This is a genomic window from Stenotrophomonas sp. GL_101, from assembly GCF_057835675.1.
Window position 1 is genome coordinate 3,731,918 of sequence record NZ_CM174432.1, and the last position, 17,560, is coordinate 3,749,477.

Sequence of the window (17,560 nt, forward strand, 5' to 3'; positions counted from 1 at the left end):
GACTCAATCGAGGGTGCTGCGGGTCCGCGCGAAGCGGCGCAGGTCGTGCAGCTCGCCGCGCTTGAACACGGCGTGGCGCGCGCGGCCTTCCTCGATGAACCCGTTGCCGAGCAGGACCCGCGCCGAGCCTTCGTTGAAATCCAGCACCTCGGCCTGCAGCCGGTACAGGCGCAGGTGCTGCATCGCCCAAGGCGCGAACCGGCCGACCACGCCGGTCATCCAACCCTGCCCCCAGTAGCGCCGGCCCAGCCAGTAGCCCAGTTCGGCGCTGTGCACGCGCTCGCCCGCCCCGGGACGCACGCCGATGCTGCCGCAGGCGGCACCGTCGATCTCGATGGCCAGGTTGAGCGTGCCCGGGGGCAACACGTGGCCGCCCAGGAAAGCCTCGCCGTCGGCGCGGGTGTACGGATACGGGAAACGGTCGGCCAGGCCGCGCGAGACAAGCGCGTCATTGGCATGGACGAGCAACGCGTCCAGATCGTCCTGGCGCCAGGGGCGCAGGACGAAACCGTCGCCCTGCAGCGGCGGTGTGGGATCAGGCATGACCGCCCACCGAGGGCGTTTGCGCCTCCTGCTTCTCCAGCTCGCGCGCCACCGTTTCAGGCGAGCGCGTATACGGCGCCAGCAGCGAATAGAACGCCGGCACCACAAACAGCGACAGGAACGTGGACACGGCAACACCGAAGATCACCACGATGCCGATGGTGCCGCGACTGGCCGAGCCGGGTCCACCGGCGACCACCAGCGGGATCGCGCCGACGATCGTGGCAATGGAGGTCATCAGGATGGGGCGCAGGCGCACCATCGACGATTCGACGATGGCACGGTGCACGTCGCGCCCTTCATCGCGCAGCTGGTTGGCGAACTCCACGATCAGGATGCCGTTCTTGGCCGCCAGGCCGACCAGCATGACGATGCCGATCTGGCTGAACAGGTTGATGGTGCCGCCGCTGACATACAGCCCGAGCAGCGCGCCGAGCACGCCCAACGGCACGGTCAACATGATGACCAACGGATGGATGAAGCTCTCGAACTGCGCGGCCAGTACCAGGTAGACCACCAGCAGGGCCATGGCGAAGGTCAGCAGCACCGCGCTGCCGGCATTCTGGTACTCGCGCGATTCGCCCTTCCAGTCCAGCTGCGCATGTTGCGGCAGCTCTTCACTGGCCACCTGCCGGGCCCAGGCGATGGCGTCGCCCAACGGATAGCCCGGGGCCAGCCCGGCACTGATGGTGATCGAGCGCAGCCGGTTGAAACGGTTGAGGTTGCCGGCCTCGGCCACTTCACTGAGGGTGACCAGGTTGGACAGCGGCACCAGTTCGCCGCCGCTGGCGCGGACCCGGATCGCGGCAAGATCGGCCGGTGAGGCACGACCCTGGCGACCGGCCTGGACCAGCACGTCGTACTCCTCGCCGTTGTCGACGAAGGTGGTGACCCGGCGCGACCCCATCATGGTTTCCAGCGCGCTGCCAATGGCCGTGACCGACACACCGAGGTCGGCGGCACGTTGGCGGTTGATGTTGACGCGCATCTGCGGCCGCGTTTCCTTGTAGTCCGAGTCGGCGCCGACCAGGCCGGGGTTGTCGGCCATGCGCAGCAGCAGGCGGTCACGCCATTGCGCGATCTCGGCATATTCCGGCCCGCCCAGCACGATCTGGAACGGTTGCCCCTGGCTGCGCACCAGGCCGCCGCCCACCTGGGTGCGCACGCGCACGCCGCGCAGGCCATCGAGATGCTTCTGCAGGTCGGCGGCAACATCGGGCGTGGCGATGGCGCGCTGCTTCCACGGCTGCAGGAACACGCTGATGCGGCCGGTGTGCATTTCCTCACTGGCGCCGAAGCCGCCGGGCACGCGCGGGTTGGCGCGCACGATGGGATTGTCGCCGCCGACGAAGCCGGCGACGATCTTTTCCACCTGCTGGACCTGGCCGACGGTGTAGTCGTAGCCGGCGCCCTCGGGGCCGTCGATCATGATCTGGAACGAGCCGCGGTCTTCGGCCGGGGCCAGTTCGGAGGGCAGCACCTTGAGCAGCAGCGCGCTGGCCAGCAGCGACAGCAGCATCACCACGATGTAGATCCAGGTGCGGCCCACATGCCGCTCCAGCACCCGACCATAGGCGCTGGACACGCGCGACAGGCTGCGGTCGATGATGCCGTGCAGGCCACGCGGCGCACGGCCGTTGTGCGGCTTGAGCAGCTTGGAGGCCATCATCGGGGTGAGGGTCAGCGAGACGAACGCCGACAGCGCGACGGCCGCAGCCAGCGCAACGGCCAGTTCGCGGAACAGGCGGCCGGTGTTGCCTTCCAGGAAGCCGACCGGCAGGAACACCGCCACCAGCACGGCGGTGGTGGCGATGACCGCGAACGCCACCTGCGCGGTACCGCGCTTGGAAGCGACCAGCGGCGGCTCACCCAGGTCGATGCGTCGCTGCACGTTTTCGACCACGACGATGGCGTCATCCACCACCAGGCCGATACACAGCACCAGCGCCAGCAGGGTGAGCAGGTTGATGGAGAAGCCGAAGGCGTACAACGCGATGAACGCGGCGACCAGGCAGACCGGCACGGTCACCGCCGGAATCAAGGCCGCGCGGAAGCTGCCGAGGAACAGCCAGATCACTGCCAGCACCAGCAGCATGGCTTCCACCAGGGTGGCGTAGACGCGATCCACCGCCGCTTCGATGAAGGTGGTGTTGTCGAAGGCGACGAAAATGCGGGTGCCTTCGGGCAGGGTCAAGGCCACCCGCTCGGCTTCGGCACGGGCGGTGCGGGCCACGTCCAGCGAGTTGGCGGTGGAGGTCTTGACGATGCCCAGGCCGATGCCCGGCTCGCCGTTGCTGCGGTAGTAGGCGCGACGTTCCGAGGAGGCCAGTTCGATCTTGGCCACATCGCCCATGCGCACCACGTAACCATCGTTGCCCTTGCCGAGCGGGATGGTGGCGAAGTCCTCGGGTTTGACGTAGTTGCGCTCCACGCGCAGGGTGAAATCGCGGTCGGTCGATTCGATCCGGCCGGCCGGCAGTTCCACGTTTTCATTGCGCAGCGCGGTTTCGACATCGCCAACGGTCAGGCCACGCGCAGCGAGCTGGTCGCGGTCCAGCCAGATGCGCATGGCGTAGCGCTGGCGGCCACCGATGCGCACTTGGGCAACGCCGTCGAGGCTGGAGAAGCGGTCGACCACGTAGCGGTCGGCGTAGTCGCTCAACTCCAGGGTGTCCATGCTGGAGGACGCCATGTTGAACCAGATGATCGGGTCGGCATCGGATTCGACCTTGGCGATTTCCGGCGGCCGTGCTTCTTCGGGCATGCGGTCGGCAACGCGGCTGACCGCATCGCGGACATCGTTGGCGGCCGCTTCGATATCGCGGTTGGAACTGAACTCGATGCTGACCTGGGCGCGGCCGTTGGAGCTGCGCGCGTTGATGGTATCGATGCCTTCGATGCCGGCCAGGGCATCTTCAAGCACCTGGGTGACACGGCTTTCGATGACCGCGGCCGAGGCACCGGTGTAATCGACCGAGACCGAGACGATCGGCGGGTCGATGGCGGGCAGCTCACGCAGGGTAAGGCGGGTGAAGGACATGATGCCAAGCACGACCAGCAGCAGGCTCATCACCACGGCAAACACCGGGCGCTGGATGGAAACGTCGGAGAGCTTCATCCGGCCGCGCCCGGGGCGGTGGCCTTCGGCGGTGCATCGGACGCCGGGGCGGGATCGGGCCGGTCATCGACCTTCAGGCCGGGGCGCAGCTTGCCGGTGCCATCGACCACGATGCGCTCACCGGCGGCGAGACCGCTGAGGATTTCGACCACGCCGGCACGGCGGGCGCCGCTGCTGACGTCGACGCGCTCGACGGTGTGGTCGGCTTTGACGCGGTACACGAAGGAGTCGCGGCCGACCTGGACGACGGCGATTTCCGGAATGACCAGCGCCTGCCGCTCGGGGCGGAACATGCGGATGTCCAGCAGCATGCCCGGGCGCAGGGCGTGGTCGGCGTTGATGAAGTCAGCGCGGACGGTGACGGCGCGGGTGCCCGGGTCGACACGGGTGTCGATGGTGGCCACGACCCCTTCAAAACTCCGCCCGGGATAGGCCACGCTGGTAGCGGTGACTTTGTCGCCGTTGCCCAGGCTGGCCAGTTCGGCTTCGGGTACCTGGAAGTCGACGTGCATGCGCTCGATGTCGTCGAGCGTGGCAATGGTGGTGCTGGGCGTGACCAGCGAGCCGGCACTGACCTGGCGGATGCCAAGCACGCCGGCGAAGGGCGCGCGGACGCGGCGGTCGCCGATGTCCGACTGCATTTCGCGCACGCGGGCGTCGGCGGCATCGCGGATGGCGCGTTGGGTGTCCAGGGTGGCGCTGGCGACGAGCTGCTGGGCAGCTAGTTCGCGCTGGCGTTTGTAGAGTTGGTCGGCTTCGGCGAAGGTCGCCTGGGCCTGCAGCAGGGCGGCCTCCTGGGCTTGGCCACGGAGGGTGACCAGGGGCGTGCCGGCGCTGACCTGCTGTCCGCTCTCGAAGTGGACGGTCTCGATGATTTCGCTGACTTTGGCGGTGATGGTCACCGATTCGCGGGCTTTGGCCGTGCCCAGCGCCTGGAGGGTGTCGCTCCACGCGGTGGGCTGCACGATCTGGGTGGTGACGGGCACTTGTTCGGCCTGGCGGCGCGCGGCGTCGTTCTTGCTGCCACAGCCGGCCAGTGCGACCAGCATGAGGGCGGCGGCGATGCGCGCGGTGGTGCGTCCGAACATGAAGGAAAAGCCCCTTGGATTTACATGACCGCCGAGTGTATCGGTCGGGTGCTGCCGGGCATATGTGCCAAGCGTTTACCACGGTCTTCACAAGGCCCGGTGGCAGGCGCAATGGCTTTCATGATGGGCATTGCCGGGGTTGTATCGGCATGTATCGACGGATGTCGGCATGCGTCGCCGGGTGGGGCCGGAGGGGAGGTGTCTGCGCCTTGCAACGCCCCCACCCCGGCCGTGGCTACCTCAGTACGTGTAGTTCACCTTCATCCACGCCGTTCTGCCCGGCTCGTTGATCCGCACCGGATCGGCGGGGAAGCCGAAATCGGCGCTGCCGGCCAGGTTGAGGTGTTCGCTGTAGGCGCGGTCGAACAGGTTGTCGATGCCGGCGCTGAGCTGCAGGGCATCGCTGATGCGGTAGCGGGCGTTGAGGGCCAGGGTGGCGAAGCCGGCGCTGGGGCCGAGGTCGCGGGCGACGACGTTGCCTTGGCCGTCGGCAACGCGGTGCTGGTGGGTGACCGCGCGGGCCAGCGCACCGAGCGTCCAGCGCTGGCCTTCCCAGTTGGCGCTGAGCCGCGCTTCGAGCGGTGGCATCTGCGGGAGCGGCTGGCCGGTGCTGCGGTTTTCGCCCCAGGCATAGGCCAGGCTGCCGCCCAGTCTCCAGTGCGCGCCCAGGGTGAGGTCGGCACCGGCCTCGGCGCCGGCAATGCGGGCATCGACGTTGCTGGCCTGGGTCATGCTGCCCATCATGCCGCCGTCGCGGTAGGTGAACAGGATGTAGTCCTCCAGGCGACCGGCGTAGGCCGATACCCAGGCATTGAGGCGGTCGGTGCGGTACTGCAGGCCGAGGTCGAGTTGGGTGGTTTTTTCCGGCTGGAGCGCGGCGAAGGCGTTGCGGCTGCCGACCGGGCCCATGTTCGGGGAGAACAGTTCCCAGTAATCGGGCATGCGCTGGCTGTGGCCGATGCCGGTGTACCAGGTCAGCGCGGGCGCGATGTCGCGTTCGATGCGCAGGAAACCGCTGCCGAGGTTTTCCCGGCGGGTCTGGCCGGCGGTCGGGTTGGGCATGGCCATCATGCCGGTGCTGGTGCGCTGGTCGGTGACCTCGGCGCGGTCGATGCGCAGGCCGCCGATCCAGCGCTGGGCAGTGTCCTGGCCGAGGGTGATCTCGCTGAAGGCACCGAGATTGCTGAAGCGCGCATCGGTGCGCCACGGCTGTTGCCGGTAAGTGTTGCGGCCCATGCCATTGCGGCTGCGATGACGGCTGTCCTGGGCGTCGATGCCGGCCACGATGGCGATGCCCTGCCAGCGCCATTCCGAGGCGATGCGGCCGCCGGTGGTGCGGCGGTCGACATTGGACGCCATCGGCATGGGCATGCTGCTGGCCGGGTTGGGATCGCGCAGGGTGTAGTTGTCCATGACGTGGTCGGCGTCGTTGTAATACACGTTGGCCTGCAGCGTGTCCCAGGCGCCGGGCAGGTTGTCCTTTTCAAAGCGCGCGGCGTAGCTGGTGCGTTTGAAGGCGGCACCGTCCATGCCGCGGCCGGCGTAGCGGGCGATGGCGTCGCCGGTGCCGGCAGAGAGTTCCAGCACGGTGTCCGCGTCGGGGGTCCAGCCGACGGCGACGTCGCTGTTCCACTTGCGCCACCTGGAGGGCACCACGTCGCCGTTGCCATCCTGGTAGTCGTCCGCTTCGGAGCGGTTGCCGTTGAGCCGTACATAGCCTTGCGAAGCGCCGGCAGTGAGGTCGAGCACCTGGTCGTTGCGGTTGCGCGAGCCAACCAGCGCGCTGGCGTTGATGTCGATGCCCGGAGTGTCGAAGTGCGGGGTATCACGCTCGAAACGCACCGTGCCGGCAGAGGCACCGGCGCCCCAGCGCACGCTCTGCGGGCCCTTGATGATGGTCAGGCGGTCGAAGGTTTCCGGGGCGATGTAGGACAGCGGGTTGTCCATGCGCGACGGGCACGCACCGATCAGGTTGCCCTCGTTGCTGACGATGTTCAGGCGTGAGCCGAACATGCCGCGCAGCACCGGGTCGCCGTTGGTGCCGCCGTTGCGGATGGCCGAGAAACCGGGGACGGTCTTGAGGTAATCGGCACCGTCGCTGGCCGGCACCGGCTGGCGTGGCAGGCGCGGGTCGGTCACCCAGTGCAGGGGCGAGGACGGCGCGCTGGCGGTGACGACCAGGGTATCGAGGGTCTGCGCCGCGTCGCGTTCGGCAGCCAACAAGGGCAATGCGGCGAGGGCCAGGGACAGGGAAACAGACAGGCGCGTCATTGCGCCCGCGCTGCGGGGAGTCAGGTTCATGGTGGAACTCCAGAAAACGCACAGGCGCGCGCCGCCATCTCGGCGTCACGCGGCAGGAAAGGACGTCGGCGGTTTCAGGCGTTCAGTGGCGGGCCGCGCGCGGGATGCGCAGACCAGCGCAGGCTGCGCGGGGTGGCAACGGCGCGCAGCACGGCCGGGGCGATCACCGGCAGCGCCGGCAGCAGCAGGAGCACTACCGCCAGCCACGGCATCAGCCGCGAGGCCATCATGCAGTACTCGCAGGCCTCGCCGTGGCCGGCGTGTTCGTCCGTCAACGGCGCGTGCGCGGTTGGCGACGGCGCGGCGGCGTGCATCGGCATGTCCTCCATCGGCATCGCGTGATGCCGATGCGAGGCAGGCAGGCCGTGCCCGGCGTGCGGGTCGGCGGAGAGGACGACACTCGGCACCGCATGGGCCATGCCCGACGGCATCAGCATCAGCGGCGCCTCGGTATGTGCCTGCTGCCAGCGACTGACCAGCGGCGCCAGCGCCATCAGCAGCGTCGCCACGAAGGCAAGCTGCAGCAGGACGGCATACGGGCGGCAACGACGGTTCACCGCGCCAGTGTAGCGACCGACCGTTGCTCCGTCGGCGTTTCAGCCCTGCGACGAACCGTCGCAGGCGACGCGTGCCGACCAACGGTCGGCACCTACCGGGTAATCGTGCCCTCACCCCATCAGAAGGAAAGCCCCCTTCTGTTGAAGGGGGCGCGCCGAAGGCGCGGGGTAGAGGTGGAATGCGCGAACCATCGCCGTGCAGGTACCGACCAACGGTCGGCACCTACACGGTGATGGTCTGCGTCAACGATTCCCAGGTGGGCGGCAGCGGCCAGTTGGCTTCCTGGTTGCCATCGATCACCCGGCGCAGGTCGCGTGTGTCGATCTGCGGGGCCAACACGTGCACCAGTTCCAGCGCGTAGTCGCGCAGCACCCGGTCACGCGGCAGCACGGCCCAGGCGATGCACTCGTCGATCGGGGCCGGGGCCGGCCAGGCACGCAGGTCCTCGTCGCTGGCGTTGACCGCCATTTCCGCCAGCAGCCCCACGCCCAGGCCGGTGCGCACATAGGTCTTGATCAGGTCCGCGTCCAACGCGGTCAGCGCGATGTCCGGGGTCAGCCCGGCGCTGGCGAAGGCGCGCTGCAGCGACGAGGTGCCACGGGTGGAAGACTCGTAGCTGATCAGCGGCTGGGTCGACAGCGCCTGCAGGTCCGGCGCCGGACCGGGCCGGTCCAGCACATGCCCGCGTGGCACCAGCACCAGCCGGCGCCAGCGGTATAGCGGAATGGCCAGGCCGGCACTCGGCTCGGCGCCAGCCGTGGAGATGATGGCGATGTCCGCATCGCCCTGGCTGAGCAGGTCCAGCGCATCGCTTTCAGCGGCCTGCTGCAGGTGCACGCTGACCTGCGGGTAGGCCTGCTTGATCCGGGCCACGGCCGGCGGCAGTACGAAGCGCGCCTGGGTATGGGTGGTGGTGAGGATCAGCTGGCCCTGGCTTTCGCGGCGCTGGTTGGCGGCATAGGTGCGGATGTTGTTGGCTTCGCCCAGCACCGCGCGGGCGCGGCCGATCACTTCGACACCGGCCGGGGTGACGGCTTCCAGGCTGCGCCCCTTGCGCACGAACAGCAGGAAACCCAGCTCGTCTTCGAGCTGCTTGAGCTGCTTGGACAGCCCGGGTTGGGTGGCATGCACGCGCGAGGCGGCCAGCGTGATGTTGAGCTCGGCGTCGGCGATGGCCACCAGATAACGGAGTTGGGTCAGCGTCATGGGCGTGCGGCACGGCAGGCGAAGGGAGGGCAACCCGACTGTAGGGCAATTGCCGTCACCAGCTTATAACCAAATGTTGTTTAAGAAGGGTATCAGGTCATTTCCCGGGGGCATATACCGGGGCTACGTTCTGCCGGAGCCGCGCCGGGCGCGGAAAACTGCCTTCCCTGGAGCATCCCATGGCCCTGTACAACTCGATCCTGGACACCATCGGCAACACCCCGGTCGTGCGCCTGAACCGCATCGCCCCCGACCATGTCACCGTCTACGCCAAGGTCGAATCGTTCAACCCCGGCGGCTCGGTCAAGGACCGGCTGGCGCTGGCGATCATCCTGGATGCCGAGGCCCGCGGCGTACTCAAGCCCGGCGACACGATCGTGGAAGCCACGTCCGGCAATACCGGGGTGGCGCTGGCCATGGTGGCCGCAGCGCGGGGCTACAACTTCGTGGCGACCATGGTGGAGACCTTCTCCATCGAGCGCCGCAAGCTGATGCGCGCCTACGGCGCCAAGGTCATCCTGACCCCGGCCGCCGAGCGCGGCTCGGGCATGGTCCGCCGGGCCAAGGAGCTGGCCGACGAACACGGCTGGTTCCTGGCCAGCCAGTTCGCCAACCCGGCCAACCCGGCCTACCACCGCAACACCACCGCGCCGGAGATCCTGCGCGACTTCGCCGGCCGGCGGCTGGACTACTTCGTGACCGGCTGGGGCACCGGCGGCACCCTGACCGGGGTCGGCGAGGTACTCAAGGTGGCGCGCCCGGACACCCGCATCGTGGCCACCGAGCCGGCCGGCGCCGCCCTGCTCAAAGGTGATGACTGGAAGCCGCACAAGATCCAGGGCTGGACCCCCGACTTCGTGCCGGAAGTACTCAACCGCGGCGTCTACGATGAACTGCTGAGCATCGACGATGCCCGTGCGATCGAGACCTCGCGTCGGCTGGCCGCCGAGGAAGGCATTTTCGTCGGCATCTCGGCCGGCGCCACGGTGGCCAGTGCGCTGGACATCGCCGCACGCGCCGAGAAAGGCAGCGTGATCCTGGCGATGCTGCCCGACACCGGCGAACGCTACTTCTCCACCCCGCTGTTTGCCGACATCAACGAAGGCTCCGACGACGACTGGCTGGCCGGTCTGCCCTGATCCGCCCGTTATCTCCTGCATGCGGTCGACGCCCACCCCATGGTGGGCGTCTTCGTATTCAGGTACCGCCATCCGCTTCATCTACGGTGAAGCCGCCGCCCCGCATCGTGTCAGCGCAGGTCGGTGCATACCGGGTCGCACGGCCTGAGACGACGATGACGTAGCGTGGATGTCCTGCCGGTTATCGTGCAGGACGACAGTGTCATTCCGTTGCATGGACCCGGAATCAGAAGGAGCGGTACGCATGAAGATCGAAGTGTGGCAGGGCGACATCACAACCCTGGCGGTGGATGCGATCGTCAATGCGGCCAACGAATCCCTGCTGGGCGGGGGCGGTGTGGATGCCGCGATCCATCGCGCGGGCGGACCGCGCCTGCTGGCCGAATGCCAGGCCCTGCCGGAGATCCGCCCGGGGGTCCGCTGCACCACCGGCGAGGTACGCGCCACCGGCGCCTACAACCTCCCCGCGCGCCATGTATTCCATACCGTCGGCCCGGTCTGGCAGGACGGCCAGCGCGACGAGCCGGCGCTGCTGGCCAACTGCTACTGGAAATCGCTGCAGCTGGCCGAATCACTGGGCCTGCAGTCCATCGCGTTCCCCGCGATCAGCTGTGGCGTTTACGGCTATCCGCTGTACCAGGCCGCGCAGGTGGCCGTGACCGAGACACTGGCCTGGCAGCGCAGCCACGCGCAACCCAAGCGGATCGTGCTGGTGGCATTCAACACGGCCACGGCCAAGGCCTACCTGCAGGCGCTGACAGCGGCAGGACAGAGCGCCGAGGACACACGTGCGCCAACGGCACCGCCACTGGACGATGCAGGGTGGGCCGCTGCGCATTGATGCGGAGGGGCGTGATGCATGCAAAATGCCGGCATTACGCCGGCATTTTTCATCCGGCGTCGATCAGGGGCAGACTTGGGTGACCTTGGCGGTACAGCTCAAGCCGCCGCCCGCAGCGGGATACTGACCGCCGCAGGAAAGCGAGACCGTGCCGGGGCCGGTTGACGCGATGATCTGGCCTGGGGTCATCGACGCATTGGCGCCCGGGGACTGGATGCCACAGGTTGTGCCGGTAGTGCCACCCGATGCCGAGACGCATTGGATGGTGGCATTGGCCTTGACTGCGGCCAATCCCCGGAACGAGCTGCCGTTACTCGCCGATCCGGAAATAGTCTGCACGGCCGTGCACACCGTATCGTCAATCTCCGCCGTGCAGCTCAAGCCGCCGGTGGCGGGGTAACTGCCGCTGCAGTTGAGCACCACGTTGCCAGCACCCGTCGTGCCAATGGATTTACCCACTTCAACGACGCCGTTCCAGCCTGGAGCCTGCACATTGCAGCGCGGGGTAGTCCCGGCCGTGCCCCCGGATGCCTGCGTACAGGTGATCCGCGAAGCCGAGGGGGCAATCGCATTGCCCGAGGTGGAGCCACCGTTGCGCGCGCTCGCCGTGATGGTCTGCGTGGCAGCGCACGCCGCCCCCGCAAACAGACATCCGCAAACAAGCAGGGCAACAACACCGGAAAACCGTTGACGCTTCATCATTTACTACTCCTGTGGTGAAAAATTCCCTTCAGATGAGACAAAGACGGCCGGCATTCCGGGCCTCACGTGGACGCATCACGCCCACTTGCCTACAGCGCCCACGGCCGTGGGTGAGCGCGCTTGCCGCTACTGGAAAACGCTCCAGACACGCGCCTCGGCGAAGCCTACTGCGCATCGCGCAAACCAAAACGAGAACTGCGTTCTACTTCAATCTGTGCGGTCCTTATATTGTTTCGGTTGAACCACAACATCCGGCGTGGATGCGCAAGCGCCAACACGGGGAATGGCATGGGCAAGGGACGCACGCTGTTGGTTGGCACCTTGGCAGCACTGGCAGCCACCGGCGCCTGGTTCGGATGGCCGCAGGCGCTTTTCGGCAATGTGGCCCCGCGCTCGGACAGCGTAACGGCGACGACCCTCTCGGGAAGAGATGCCCCCGCAGCATCGTTGAAATCGCACGACGGCGCCGATGATGCCGCGACGGCAGCATGGAATGCGTCGCCGTCGATGCGCGGCCCTGCCATCGCCTCGCCCTACCTGGATGTCGAATCTGCCATGGTGCAGGGTTCGGCGCTCTCCTTCGAGCAGGCCATGCTCGCGCTGAAGGGCGAGGATTTTGATCACTACGTGAGCCTGATCGCACGGCAATCGATCCGTGATCCGGACGCGGCAGAACTGACCGAGCTGTATACCCGCAAGCTGGAGACTGCGTTGCAGGGAAACACCGCGCTGTCGTTGCAGCATTTCAGTTGCGGGCTGAGCCTGTGTGCAGGCTCGATCTCCACCGACGACCGCGCCGACGAAGCGCAGTTCGCGCAATGGCGGCGGACGTTGTCGCCAACCGGGGCTACCCCCGCCTATTCGATGATCGATGTGACGATTGCCGGAAAGAACGGTGGTATCGAGCACCGCTTCATCTTTTCGTCCGATGCCAGCATCAATGACATCCAGGGCCCGGCGCTGCCGTGACGTTGATGGGGCTGCGCTGACAACGTGCAGCCCCCATGAGGTGCCCCTAGCCAGGTCCTGCGCTGTAAACCCATTCCTGGAAGAACGGTTGCAGCGAGCGTCCTGCGGCCGCTTCCATCGCATGCTGGAAATCGGCGGTGACCACCGAGCGGCCGTCATGGGCCCGGGTGTAATCGCGCAGGCCCCGCCAGAACACCTCCTCACCCAGCTCGCCGCGCAACAGGTGCAGCACGTAGGCACCCTTGCGGTAGACCACGGCCCGGTCATCGGCCGTGGGGGAATTCCAGTCCGCATAGACCAACGCATGATCGGCGCCCTTGGCGCGCAATGCGTCCAGGCGCGTGCGCCAGCCCTGCACCTGCGCCTGGTAGGCGGCTTCGCCCTGGGCCTGCTGCAGGTAGGCGGCGGTCATGAAGTTGGCCATGCCTTCGTTGAGCCAGAAGTGCTCCCAGCTGGTGCAGGTCACCCGGTTACCCCACCACTGGTGCGCCGCTTCGTGCGCCATCAATGCGGTCTGGCTGGGATCCTCCAGTACCTCCCGGCCGTAGTCCTCGGACAGCAGCGACACGCCGGCAAGTTCCTGGCCGATGGTGCGCGCGACCAGTACCTGCTGGTAGTCGCCGCGATAGGGCAACCCGGCGCGCGCGGCGAAGAAGTCGAGCATGTCGCCGGTGGTGGCAAACAGGCGGCGCAGTGCATCGGGGGAGCGCTCCACCGACAGGAAGCGCAAGCGGATGGAACCGTGCCGGGCGGTGGCCTGCTGGTATCGCCCTGTCGCGAATCCATAGAGGTAACCGGGCATCGGCGTTTCCAGCCGCCAGCGGTGCCGTACCCGTCCATCAGCCAGGGTCTGCAACGGCAGCGCGCGACCGGTGCCGGCGGCGTGCAGCCCCGCCGGCAAGGTCACCGCAAGGTCCAGCGTCGCGCGCTCATCCGGGGCATCCACCGATGGCATCCACTGGCGGGTCGAGAAGACGGTGTAGACCTCCTCGCGCGCCGGCGCGAATTCCAGGCCGAACGCGGGTGAGCCCTGGTAGGCGATCTGCAATGTGCCGCGGCTGCCTTCGCGCATCGGTCGCGGCAGGCGGATATGCAACTGACCCTCGCGCTGCTCGAACGGCAGCGCGCGTCTCCCCTGCACTACCGATGACACTTCCAGCGCTCCGGTGTCCAGGGCAATGGACGACACCGCCGGTTGCGTGGCCTTGAATGTGATCGTCTGCTGCCCGCGCAGGTGTTTTGCGCCGATATCCGGTTCCAGCGCCACCGCGTAGTGCAGCACATCAATGCCGCGCGGCGATGCCGCCTGCGCCAGTGACGCGCTCGACAGCAGCAGTAGTGGCAGCAGCATCAGCGAGCACGGGCACTGCCTGCTCGCGTTTCGGAGCCGGCGCCTTGGATCGCAAAACGGCGTCGTTATAGCCGCTAAGCATGACTGTTTGTGACGTACTCCGCAGTTCTGCATCACGGCCTCATCGGGAGGTAGGGGGTTCCGCGTTGTGCCGCGTTTGGCTCATTACGGCGGGGCACTCCGTCCGCCGTCCTGCACCTGCCGATTCACAACAAAGGGATTATGTATGAAGCGACACATGCATCACCGCGCGCCCCTCCGCCCCGTGCGCCGGGTCCTGGCCACTGCCCTGGTCCTGGGCAGCCTGGCAGCCACGGCCCACGCCCAGCAGACCGATCCGCTGGCAGGCCGGCAGTGGCACCTGCTCAACACCGGGCAGGCAGTGCCGGCCGATACGCTGCCGGTGGCCGGCAACGATCTCAACGTGGATGGGCTGTTCCGCAACGGTATCCGGGGCCAGGGCGTGATCATCGGCATCGTCGACGATGGCCTGCAGATTGCCCACCCTGACCTGGCCGCCAACGTGGCGGCGATCGCGGGCAGGAACTTCGCCAACCAGTCCAACAACCCCTCCCCGTCCAATCCGGATGCGGACAACCACGGCACGATGGTGGGCGGCATTGCCGGTGCGGTGGGGGCGAACAATCTCGGCGTGCGCGGCGTGGCCCCGGCGGCCACGTTGAAGGGCTTCAACGTGCTTGCCTCCGATGCGCAGGGCAACCAGCAGAGCAACATCGAGTACTCGTGGTGGGACGGCGCTGAATCGGCCGACGTGCAGGTCTTCAACAACAGCTGGGGCGCAGGCCCGGGCAATCCGAACCTGCCGCTGGCCTTCAGCCAGAACACCGTCACCGCGTACGAGCAGGCGATGTCCGGCACGCGTGGTGGGCGTGGCGGCATCTATGTGAAGTCGGCAGGCAACAACTTCAACAACGGCACGATCGGCCCGAACCGGGACATCTGCAGCGCCGATACCAAGAACCGCAACACCGGCTGCGTGCCGGCCGGACGCGACCCGCGCAACAACCTGTTCAATGTGATCACCGTGGGCGCCGTCCGTGCCGATGGCGTGCGCTCGTCATACTCCTCCACCGGTTCGGCCCTGTGGGTATCGGCGTTCGGTGGCGAATACGGCCTGCAACAACAGTACGCGCCGGGCCTGGTGGCCCGCGCCTACGATCCAGCCATCGTCACCACCGATGTCACCGGCTGCGCGCAGGGCAGCAACAAAAACACCAACCGGCAGAACACGCTGGACAGCAACCTGTCCATCATCGACAGCACCTGCAACTACACCGCAAAGATGAACGGCACGTCGGCCTCGGCGCCGATGGTGTCCGGCGTCGCCGCGCTGGTGCTGGAAGCCAACCCGCGCCTGGGCTTCCGCGACGTGAAGTACATCCTGGCCACCACCGCCACCCGCAACCATCCCAACCAGCCGGCGGTGACGCTGGCCGACGGGCGCACGCTGGTGCCGGGCTGGACGGTGAATGCCGCCGGCCGCGCCTACAGCAACTGGTATGGCTTCGGCGTGGTGAACGCGGCGCGCGCGGTGCAGGTGGCCGAGACCTTCCAGCCGCTGGGCCCGCTGCTGGACAGCGGCCGGCGCACCACCACGCGCCGGGTGGCGATCGGCAACACCGCAGCGGCGGCGGCACGCCTGACCGTCCAGGTGGCCGGCGGTGCCGGTGCCATCGAGTCGGTACAGCTGGGCCTGCGGGTGAACCACAGCAACACCCGCCAGCTGCAGTTCGTGCTGGTCTCACCGGCGGGCACGCGCAGCGTGGTGCAACCTGCCTTCACCGCCATCGGTTCGGGCCTGAACGCCGCCTCGGTTGCCATCCAGAACAACTTCACCAGCTGGGACCTGCTGTCCAGCAATGCCTTCCTGGATGAGGCTGGTACCGGCACCTGGACCCTGGAAGTGACCGACATGGGACAAGCAGCCAGCGCCGCATCGCGCGGCAGCCTTGAATCCTTCACCCTCCGCGTCCTGGGACATTGATAATGAAGACGACCATTCTGTTGAGCACCCTCGCCTTCGCGGCGATTTCCTTCCCCGTCGGGGCGCAGAGCGCCGGCCAGACGCCCCCCGCCCGGAGCCTGTCGACCGTGGATGCGCAGCAACTCAAGCAGGCGGCCACCGGCCGTGCGTTCGATGTGGGTGGCACGCGCTTCCAGCTGGCGCCGTCGGCCAGCGTGCAGGCCGTAGGCGGCGGTCAGTTCCGGATCGCGCCGGCGGCAACGACCACGACCGCGGCCCCGGGCGCGCGCAGCAAGCGTTCGGTGGATGGCAGCGCCGGCGGAGCCGATGCCGGGGCCGCCAAGTTCGCCGCGGCGGTCTCCACCGATGGTGCGCCGGTGGTGGCCACTTCACGGGTGACGGTGTTCTTCACCGATGCGGCCGCCGCACAACGCGCGGCAAAGGCGACCGGCGGCACCGTGGTGACGCTGTCCAAGGCGTCCGGCCGGGCCACCGTGGAGTACCCGTCGGTGAATGCGGCGCTGGATGCGACCACGTCGCTGTTGTCGACCGCCGGGATTCGTGCGGCCGAGCCGGACCTGGTGCAGTGGGAAGAAAAAAAGTAAGGGAGTGAAAAAAGAAAACGCCGGCACTGGGCCGGCGTTTTTCCTGGTGCGTGGTCAGGCAGGTATCAGCCGTTCCACTTGCCCTGTGCGGCCAGGCCGTTTTCCTTGGCGCGGTCGTACACGGTCTGCTGCGCCTTGGCCACGTTGGCCTTGATGTCCTTGGCCCACAGCTTCAGTGCGGCCTGCTGCATGGCGCGGCCGTAGGAGAAGCTCAGCGGCCACGGCAGGTGACCCATCTGGTTCATCGCGTCCAGGTGCGCGGTGGACTGTTCGTCGCTCTGGCCACCGGACAGGAACACGATGCCCGGCAGGATCGCCGGCACGGTGCTCTTGAGGCACATGACGGTCGATTCAGCCACTTCCTCGACGTTGGCCTGCTCTTCGCAGCCCTTGCCGGAGATGACCATCGAGGCCTTCAGGATGGTGCCTTCCAGCAGCACGTTCTGCTGGTACAGCGCGTCGAACAGCGAACGCAGGGTGGCTTCGGTGACTTCGTAGCAGGTCTCGATGTCGTGGTCGCCGTCCATGATCACTTCCGGCTCGACCATCGGCACCAGGCCGCATTCCTGGCACAGCGCGGCGTAACGGGCCAGCGCATGCGCGTTGGACTCGATGCAGGTGCCCGACGGGATGCTTTCGCCGATGTTGATCACCGCACGCCACTTGGCAAAGCGCGCACCCAGCTTGTAGTACTCCTGCAGGCGTTCACGCAGGCCATCGAGACCTTCGGTGACCATCTCGCCCGGGCAGCCGGCCAGCGCATGGGCGCCCTTGTCGACCTTGATGCCCGGAATGATGCCCTGGGCGGCCAGGTACTTGGCGAACGGCACGCCGTCCTTGGTCGACTGACGGATGGTTTCGTCGTACAGGATCGCGCCGGAGATATGCTCGTTCAGCTTCGGCGTGGTGAGCAGCATCTCGCGGTAGGCGCGACGGTTCTCCTCGGTATTCTCCAGGCCGACGCTGGCGAAGCGCTTGCCGATGGTGCCGGTGGATTCGTCGATCGCGATGATGCCCTTGCCCGGGGCGACCATGGCCTGGGCGGTTTCAGCCAGCTGTTCGATGCTCATGTATTTCCTGTGGCGGGTGCGGGAAAAACGCAATTATAGCGGGCCGCCCCCGTGAACTGGCTGTACACGCGATCTGGAAACGATT

14 protein-coding genes are annotated in these 17,560 nt (G+C 67.4%); 5 read left to right on the forward strand and 9 right to left on the reverse strand.

Annotation, left to right across the window (positions count from 1 at the left end):
* Nucleotides 1-3 precede the first annotated feature (3 nt).
* From AC3IR9_RS16475 to AC3IR9_RS16500, 6 genes are all read right to left on the reverse strand, one after another.
* Nucleotides 4-543: a GNAT family N-acetyltransferase gene (locus tag AC3IR9_RS16475; RefSeq protein ID WP_489292038.1), complete on the reverse strand. Its 540-nt coding sequence runs from the start codon at nucleotides 541-543 to the stop codon at nucleotides 4-6.
* Nucleotides 536-3,661, reverse strand: coding sequence for an efflux RND transporter permease subunit (locus tag AC3IR9_RS16480; RefSeq protein WP_489292040.1), 3,126 nt, complete (start codon nucleotides 3,659-3,661; stop codon nucleotides 536-538). Before AC3IR9_RS16480 ends, AC3IR9_RS16475 begins: the two co-directional genes overlap by 8 nt.
* Nucleotides 3,658-4,749, reverse strand: a complete 1,092-nt coding sequence (locus AC3IR9_RS16485) for an efflux RND transporter periplasmic adaptor subunit (RefSeq protein WP_489292041.1) — start codon at nucleotides 4,747-4,749, stop codon at nucleotides 3,658-3,660. Before AC3IR9_RS16485 ends, AC3IR9_RS16480 begins: the two co-directional genes overlap by 4 nt.
* 240 nt (nucleotides 4,750-4,989) lie before the next feature.
* Nucleotides 4,990-7,050 (reverse strand): TonB-dependent copper receptor, encoded by a 2,061-nt coding sequence (locus tag AC3IR9_RS16490; RefSeq protein WP_489292043.1) that lies wholly within the window; start codon nucleotides 7,048-7,050, stop codon nucleotides 4,990-4,992.
* Between the two features lie 74 nt (nucleotides 7,051-7,124).
* Nucleotides 7,125-7,607 carry a hypothetical protein gene (locus AC3IR9_RS16495; protein WP_489292045.1) on the reverse strand — a complete coding sequence of 161 codons (483 nt, stop codon included), beginning with the start codon at nucleotides 7,605-7,607 and terminating at the stop codon, nucleotides 7,125-7,127.
* A 223-nt stretch (nucleotides 7,608-7,830) separates the two neighbouring features.
* Entirely contained in the window at nucleotides 7,831-8,814 is a 984-nt protein-coding gene (locus AC3IR9_RS16500) for a LysR family transcriptional regulator (RefSeq protein ID WP_489292047.1), read from the reverse strand.
* Between the two features lie 179 nt (nucleotides 8,815-8,993).
* Between AC3IR9_RS16500 and cysK the strand changes: the two genes are divergently transcribed.
* Both cysK and AC3IR9_RS16510 read left to right on the forward strand, forming a co-directional pair.
* Nucleotides 8,994-9,953, forward strand: a complete 960-nt coding sequence (gene cysK, locus AC3IR9_RS16505; RefSeq protein WP_489292048.1) for a cysteine synthase A — start codon at nucleotides 8,994-8,996, stop codon at nucleotides 9,951-9,953.
* A 244-nt stretch (nucleotides 9,954-10,197) separates the two neighbouring features.
* On the forward strand, nucleotides 10,198-10,794 hold the full coding sequence (locus AC3IR9_RS16510) for an O-acetyl-ADP-ribose deacetylase (protein ID WP_489292049.1): 597 nt from the start codon (nucleotides 10,198-10,200) through the stop codon (nucleotides 10,792-10,794).
* Between the two features lie 63 nt (nucleotides 10,795-10,857).
* Here the strand turns inward: AC3IR9_RS16510 and AC3IR9_RS16515 are convergent, their stop codons facing one another.
* On the reverse strand, nucleotides 10,858-11,496 hold the full coding sequence (locus AC3IR9_RS16515; RefSeq protein ID WP_489292051.1) for a hypothetical protein: 639 nt from the start codon (nucleotides 11,494-11,496) through the stop codon (nucleotides 10,858-10,860).
* 288 nt (nucleotides 11,497-11,784) lie between these two features.
* Here AC3IR9_RS16515 and AC3IR9_RS16520 point away from each other — a divergent pair, with 288 nt between their 5' ends.
* Nucleotides 11,785-12,465, forward strand: coding sequence for a hypothetical protein (locus tag AC3IR9_RS16520; RefSeq protein ID WP_489292053.1), 681 nt, complete (start codon nucleotides 11,785-11,787; stop codon nucleotides 12,463-12,465).
* A 46-nt stretch (nucleotides 12,466-12,511) separates the two neighbouring features.
* Here AC3IR9_RS16520 and AC3IR9_RS16525 read toward each other — a convergent pair whose 3' ends face one another.
* Nucleotides 12,512-13,816 carry a M1 family metallopeptidase gene (locus tag AC3IR9_RS16525; protein ID WP_489292055.1) on the reverse strand — a complete coding sequence of 435 codons (1,305 nt, stop codon included), beginning with the start codon at nucleotides 13,814-13,816 and terminating at the stop codon, nucleotides 12,512-12,514.
* Nucleotides 13,817-14,042: 226 nt separating this feature from the next.
* On the opposite strand from AC3IR9_RS16525, the gene AC3IR9_RS16530 reads away from it, so the two are divergent.
* Complete coding sequence (locus tag AC3IR9_RS16530) at nucleotides 14,043-15,821, forward strand: S8 family serine peptidase (protein WP_489292056.1); 1,779 nt, start codon at nucleotides 14,043-14,045, stop codon at nucleotides 15,819-15,821.
* A complete protein-coding gene (locus AC3IR9_RS16535; protein ID WP_489295868.1) occupies nucleotides 15,821-16,405 on the forward strand; it encodes a DNA breaking-rejoining protein in 585 nt (194 codons plus the stop codon). Before AC3IR9_RS16530 ends, AC3IR9_RS16535 begins: the two co-directional genes overlap by 1 nt.
* Before the next feature lie 65 nt (nucleotides 16,406-16,470).
* Here the strand turns inward: AC3IR9_RS16535 and AC3IR9_RS16540 are convergent, their stop codons facing one another.
* Nucleotides 16,471-17,475 carry a class I fructose-bisphosphate aldolase gene (locus tag AC3IR9_RS16540; protein ID WP_489292058.1) on the reverse strand — a complete coding sequence of 335 codons (1,005 nt, stop codon included), beginning with the start codon at nucleotides 17,473-17,475 and terminating at the stop codon, nucleotides 16,471-16,473.
* Nucleotides 17,476-17,560: the final 85 nt, after the last annotated feature.

Bases quoted from the DNA above. Each gene is read 5' to 3' on its own strand.
- AC3IR9_RS16475 (WP_489292038.1), bottom strand. From the start codon at position 543: ATGCCTGATCCCACACCGCCGCTGCAGGGCGACGGTTTCGTCCTGCGC.
- AC3IR9_RS16480 (WP_489292040.1), bottom strand. From the start codon at position 3,661: ATGAAGCTCTCCGACGTTTCCATCCAGCGCCCGGTGTTTGCCGTGGTG.
- AC3IR9_RS16485 (WP_489292041.1), bottom strand. From the start codon at position 4,749: ATGTTCGGACGCACCACCGCGCGCATCGCCGCCGCCCTCATGCTGGTC.
- AC3IR9_RS16490 (WP_489292043.1), bottom strand. From the start codon at position 7,050: ATGAACCTGACTCCCCGCAGCGCGGGCGCAATGACGCGCCTGTCTGTT.
- AC3IR9_RS16500 (WP_489292047.1), bottom strand. From the start codon at position 8,814: ATGACGCTGACCCAACTCCGTTATCTGGTGGCCATCGCCGACGCCGAG.
- cysK (WP_489292048.1), top strand. From the start codon at position 8,994: ATGGCCCTGTACAACTCGATCCTGGACACCATCGGCAACACCCCGGTC.
- AC3IR9_RS16510 (WP_489292049.1), top strand. From the start codon at position 10,198: ATGAAGATCGAAGTGTGGCAGGGCGACATCACAACCCTGGCGGTGGAT.
- AC3IR9_RS16515 (WP_489292051.1), bottom strand. From the start codon at position 11,496: ATGATGAAGCGTCAACGGTTTTCCGGTGTTGTTGCCCTGCTTGTTTGC.
- AC3IR9_RS16520 (WP_489292053.1), top strand. From the start codon at position 11,785: ATGGGCAAGGGACGCACGCTGTTGGTTGGCACCTTGGCAGCACTGGCA.
- AC3IR9_RS16525 (WP_489292055.1), bottom strand. From the start codon at position 13,816: ATGCTGCTGCCACTACTGCTGCTGTCGAGCGCGTCACTGGCGCAGGCG.
- AC3IR9_RS16530 (WP_489292056.1), top strand. From the start codon at position 14,043: ATGAAGCGACACATGCATCACCGCGCGCCCCTCCGCCCCGTGCGCCGG.
- AC3IR9_RS16540 (WP_489292058.1), bottom strand. From the start codon at position 17,475: ATGAGCATCGAACAGCTGGCTGAAACCGCCCAGGCCATGGTCGCCCCG.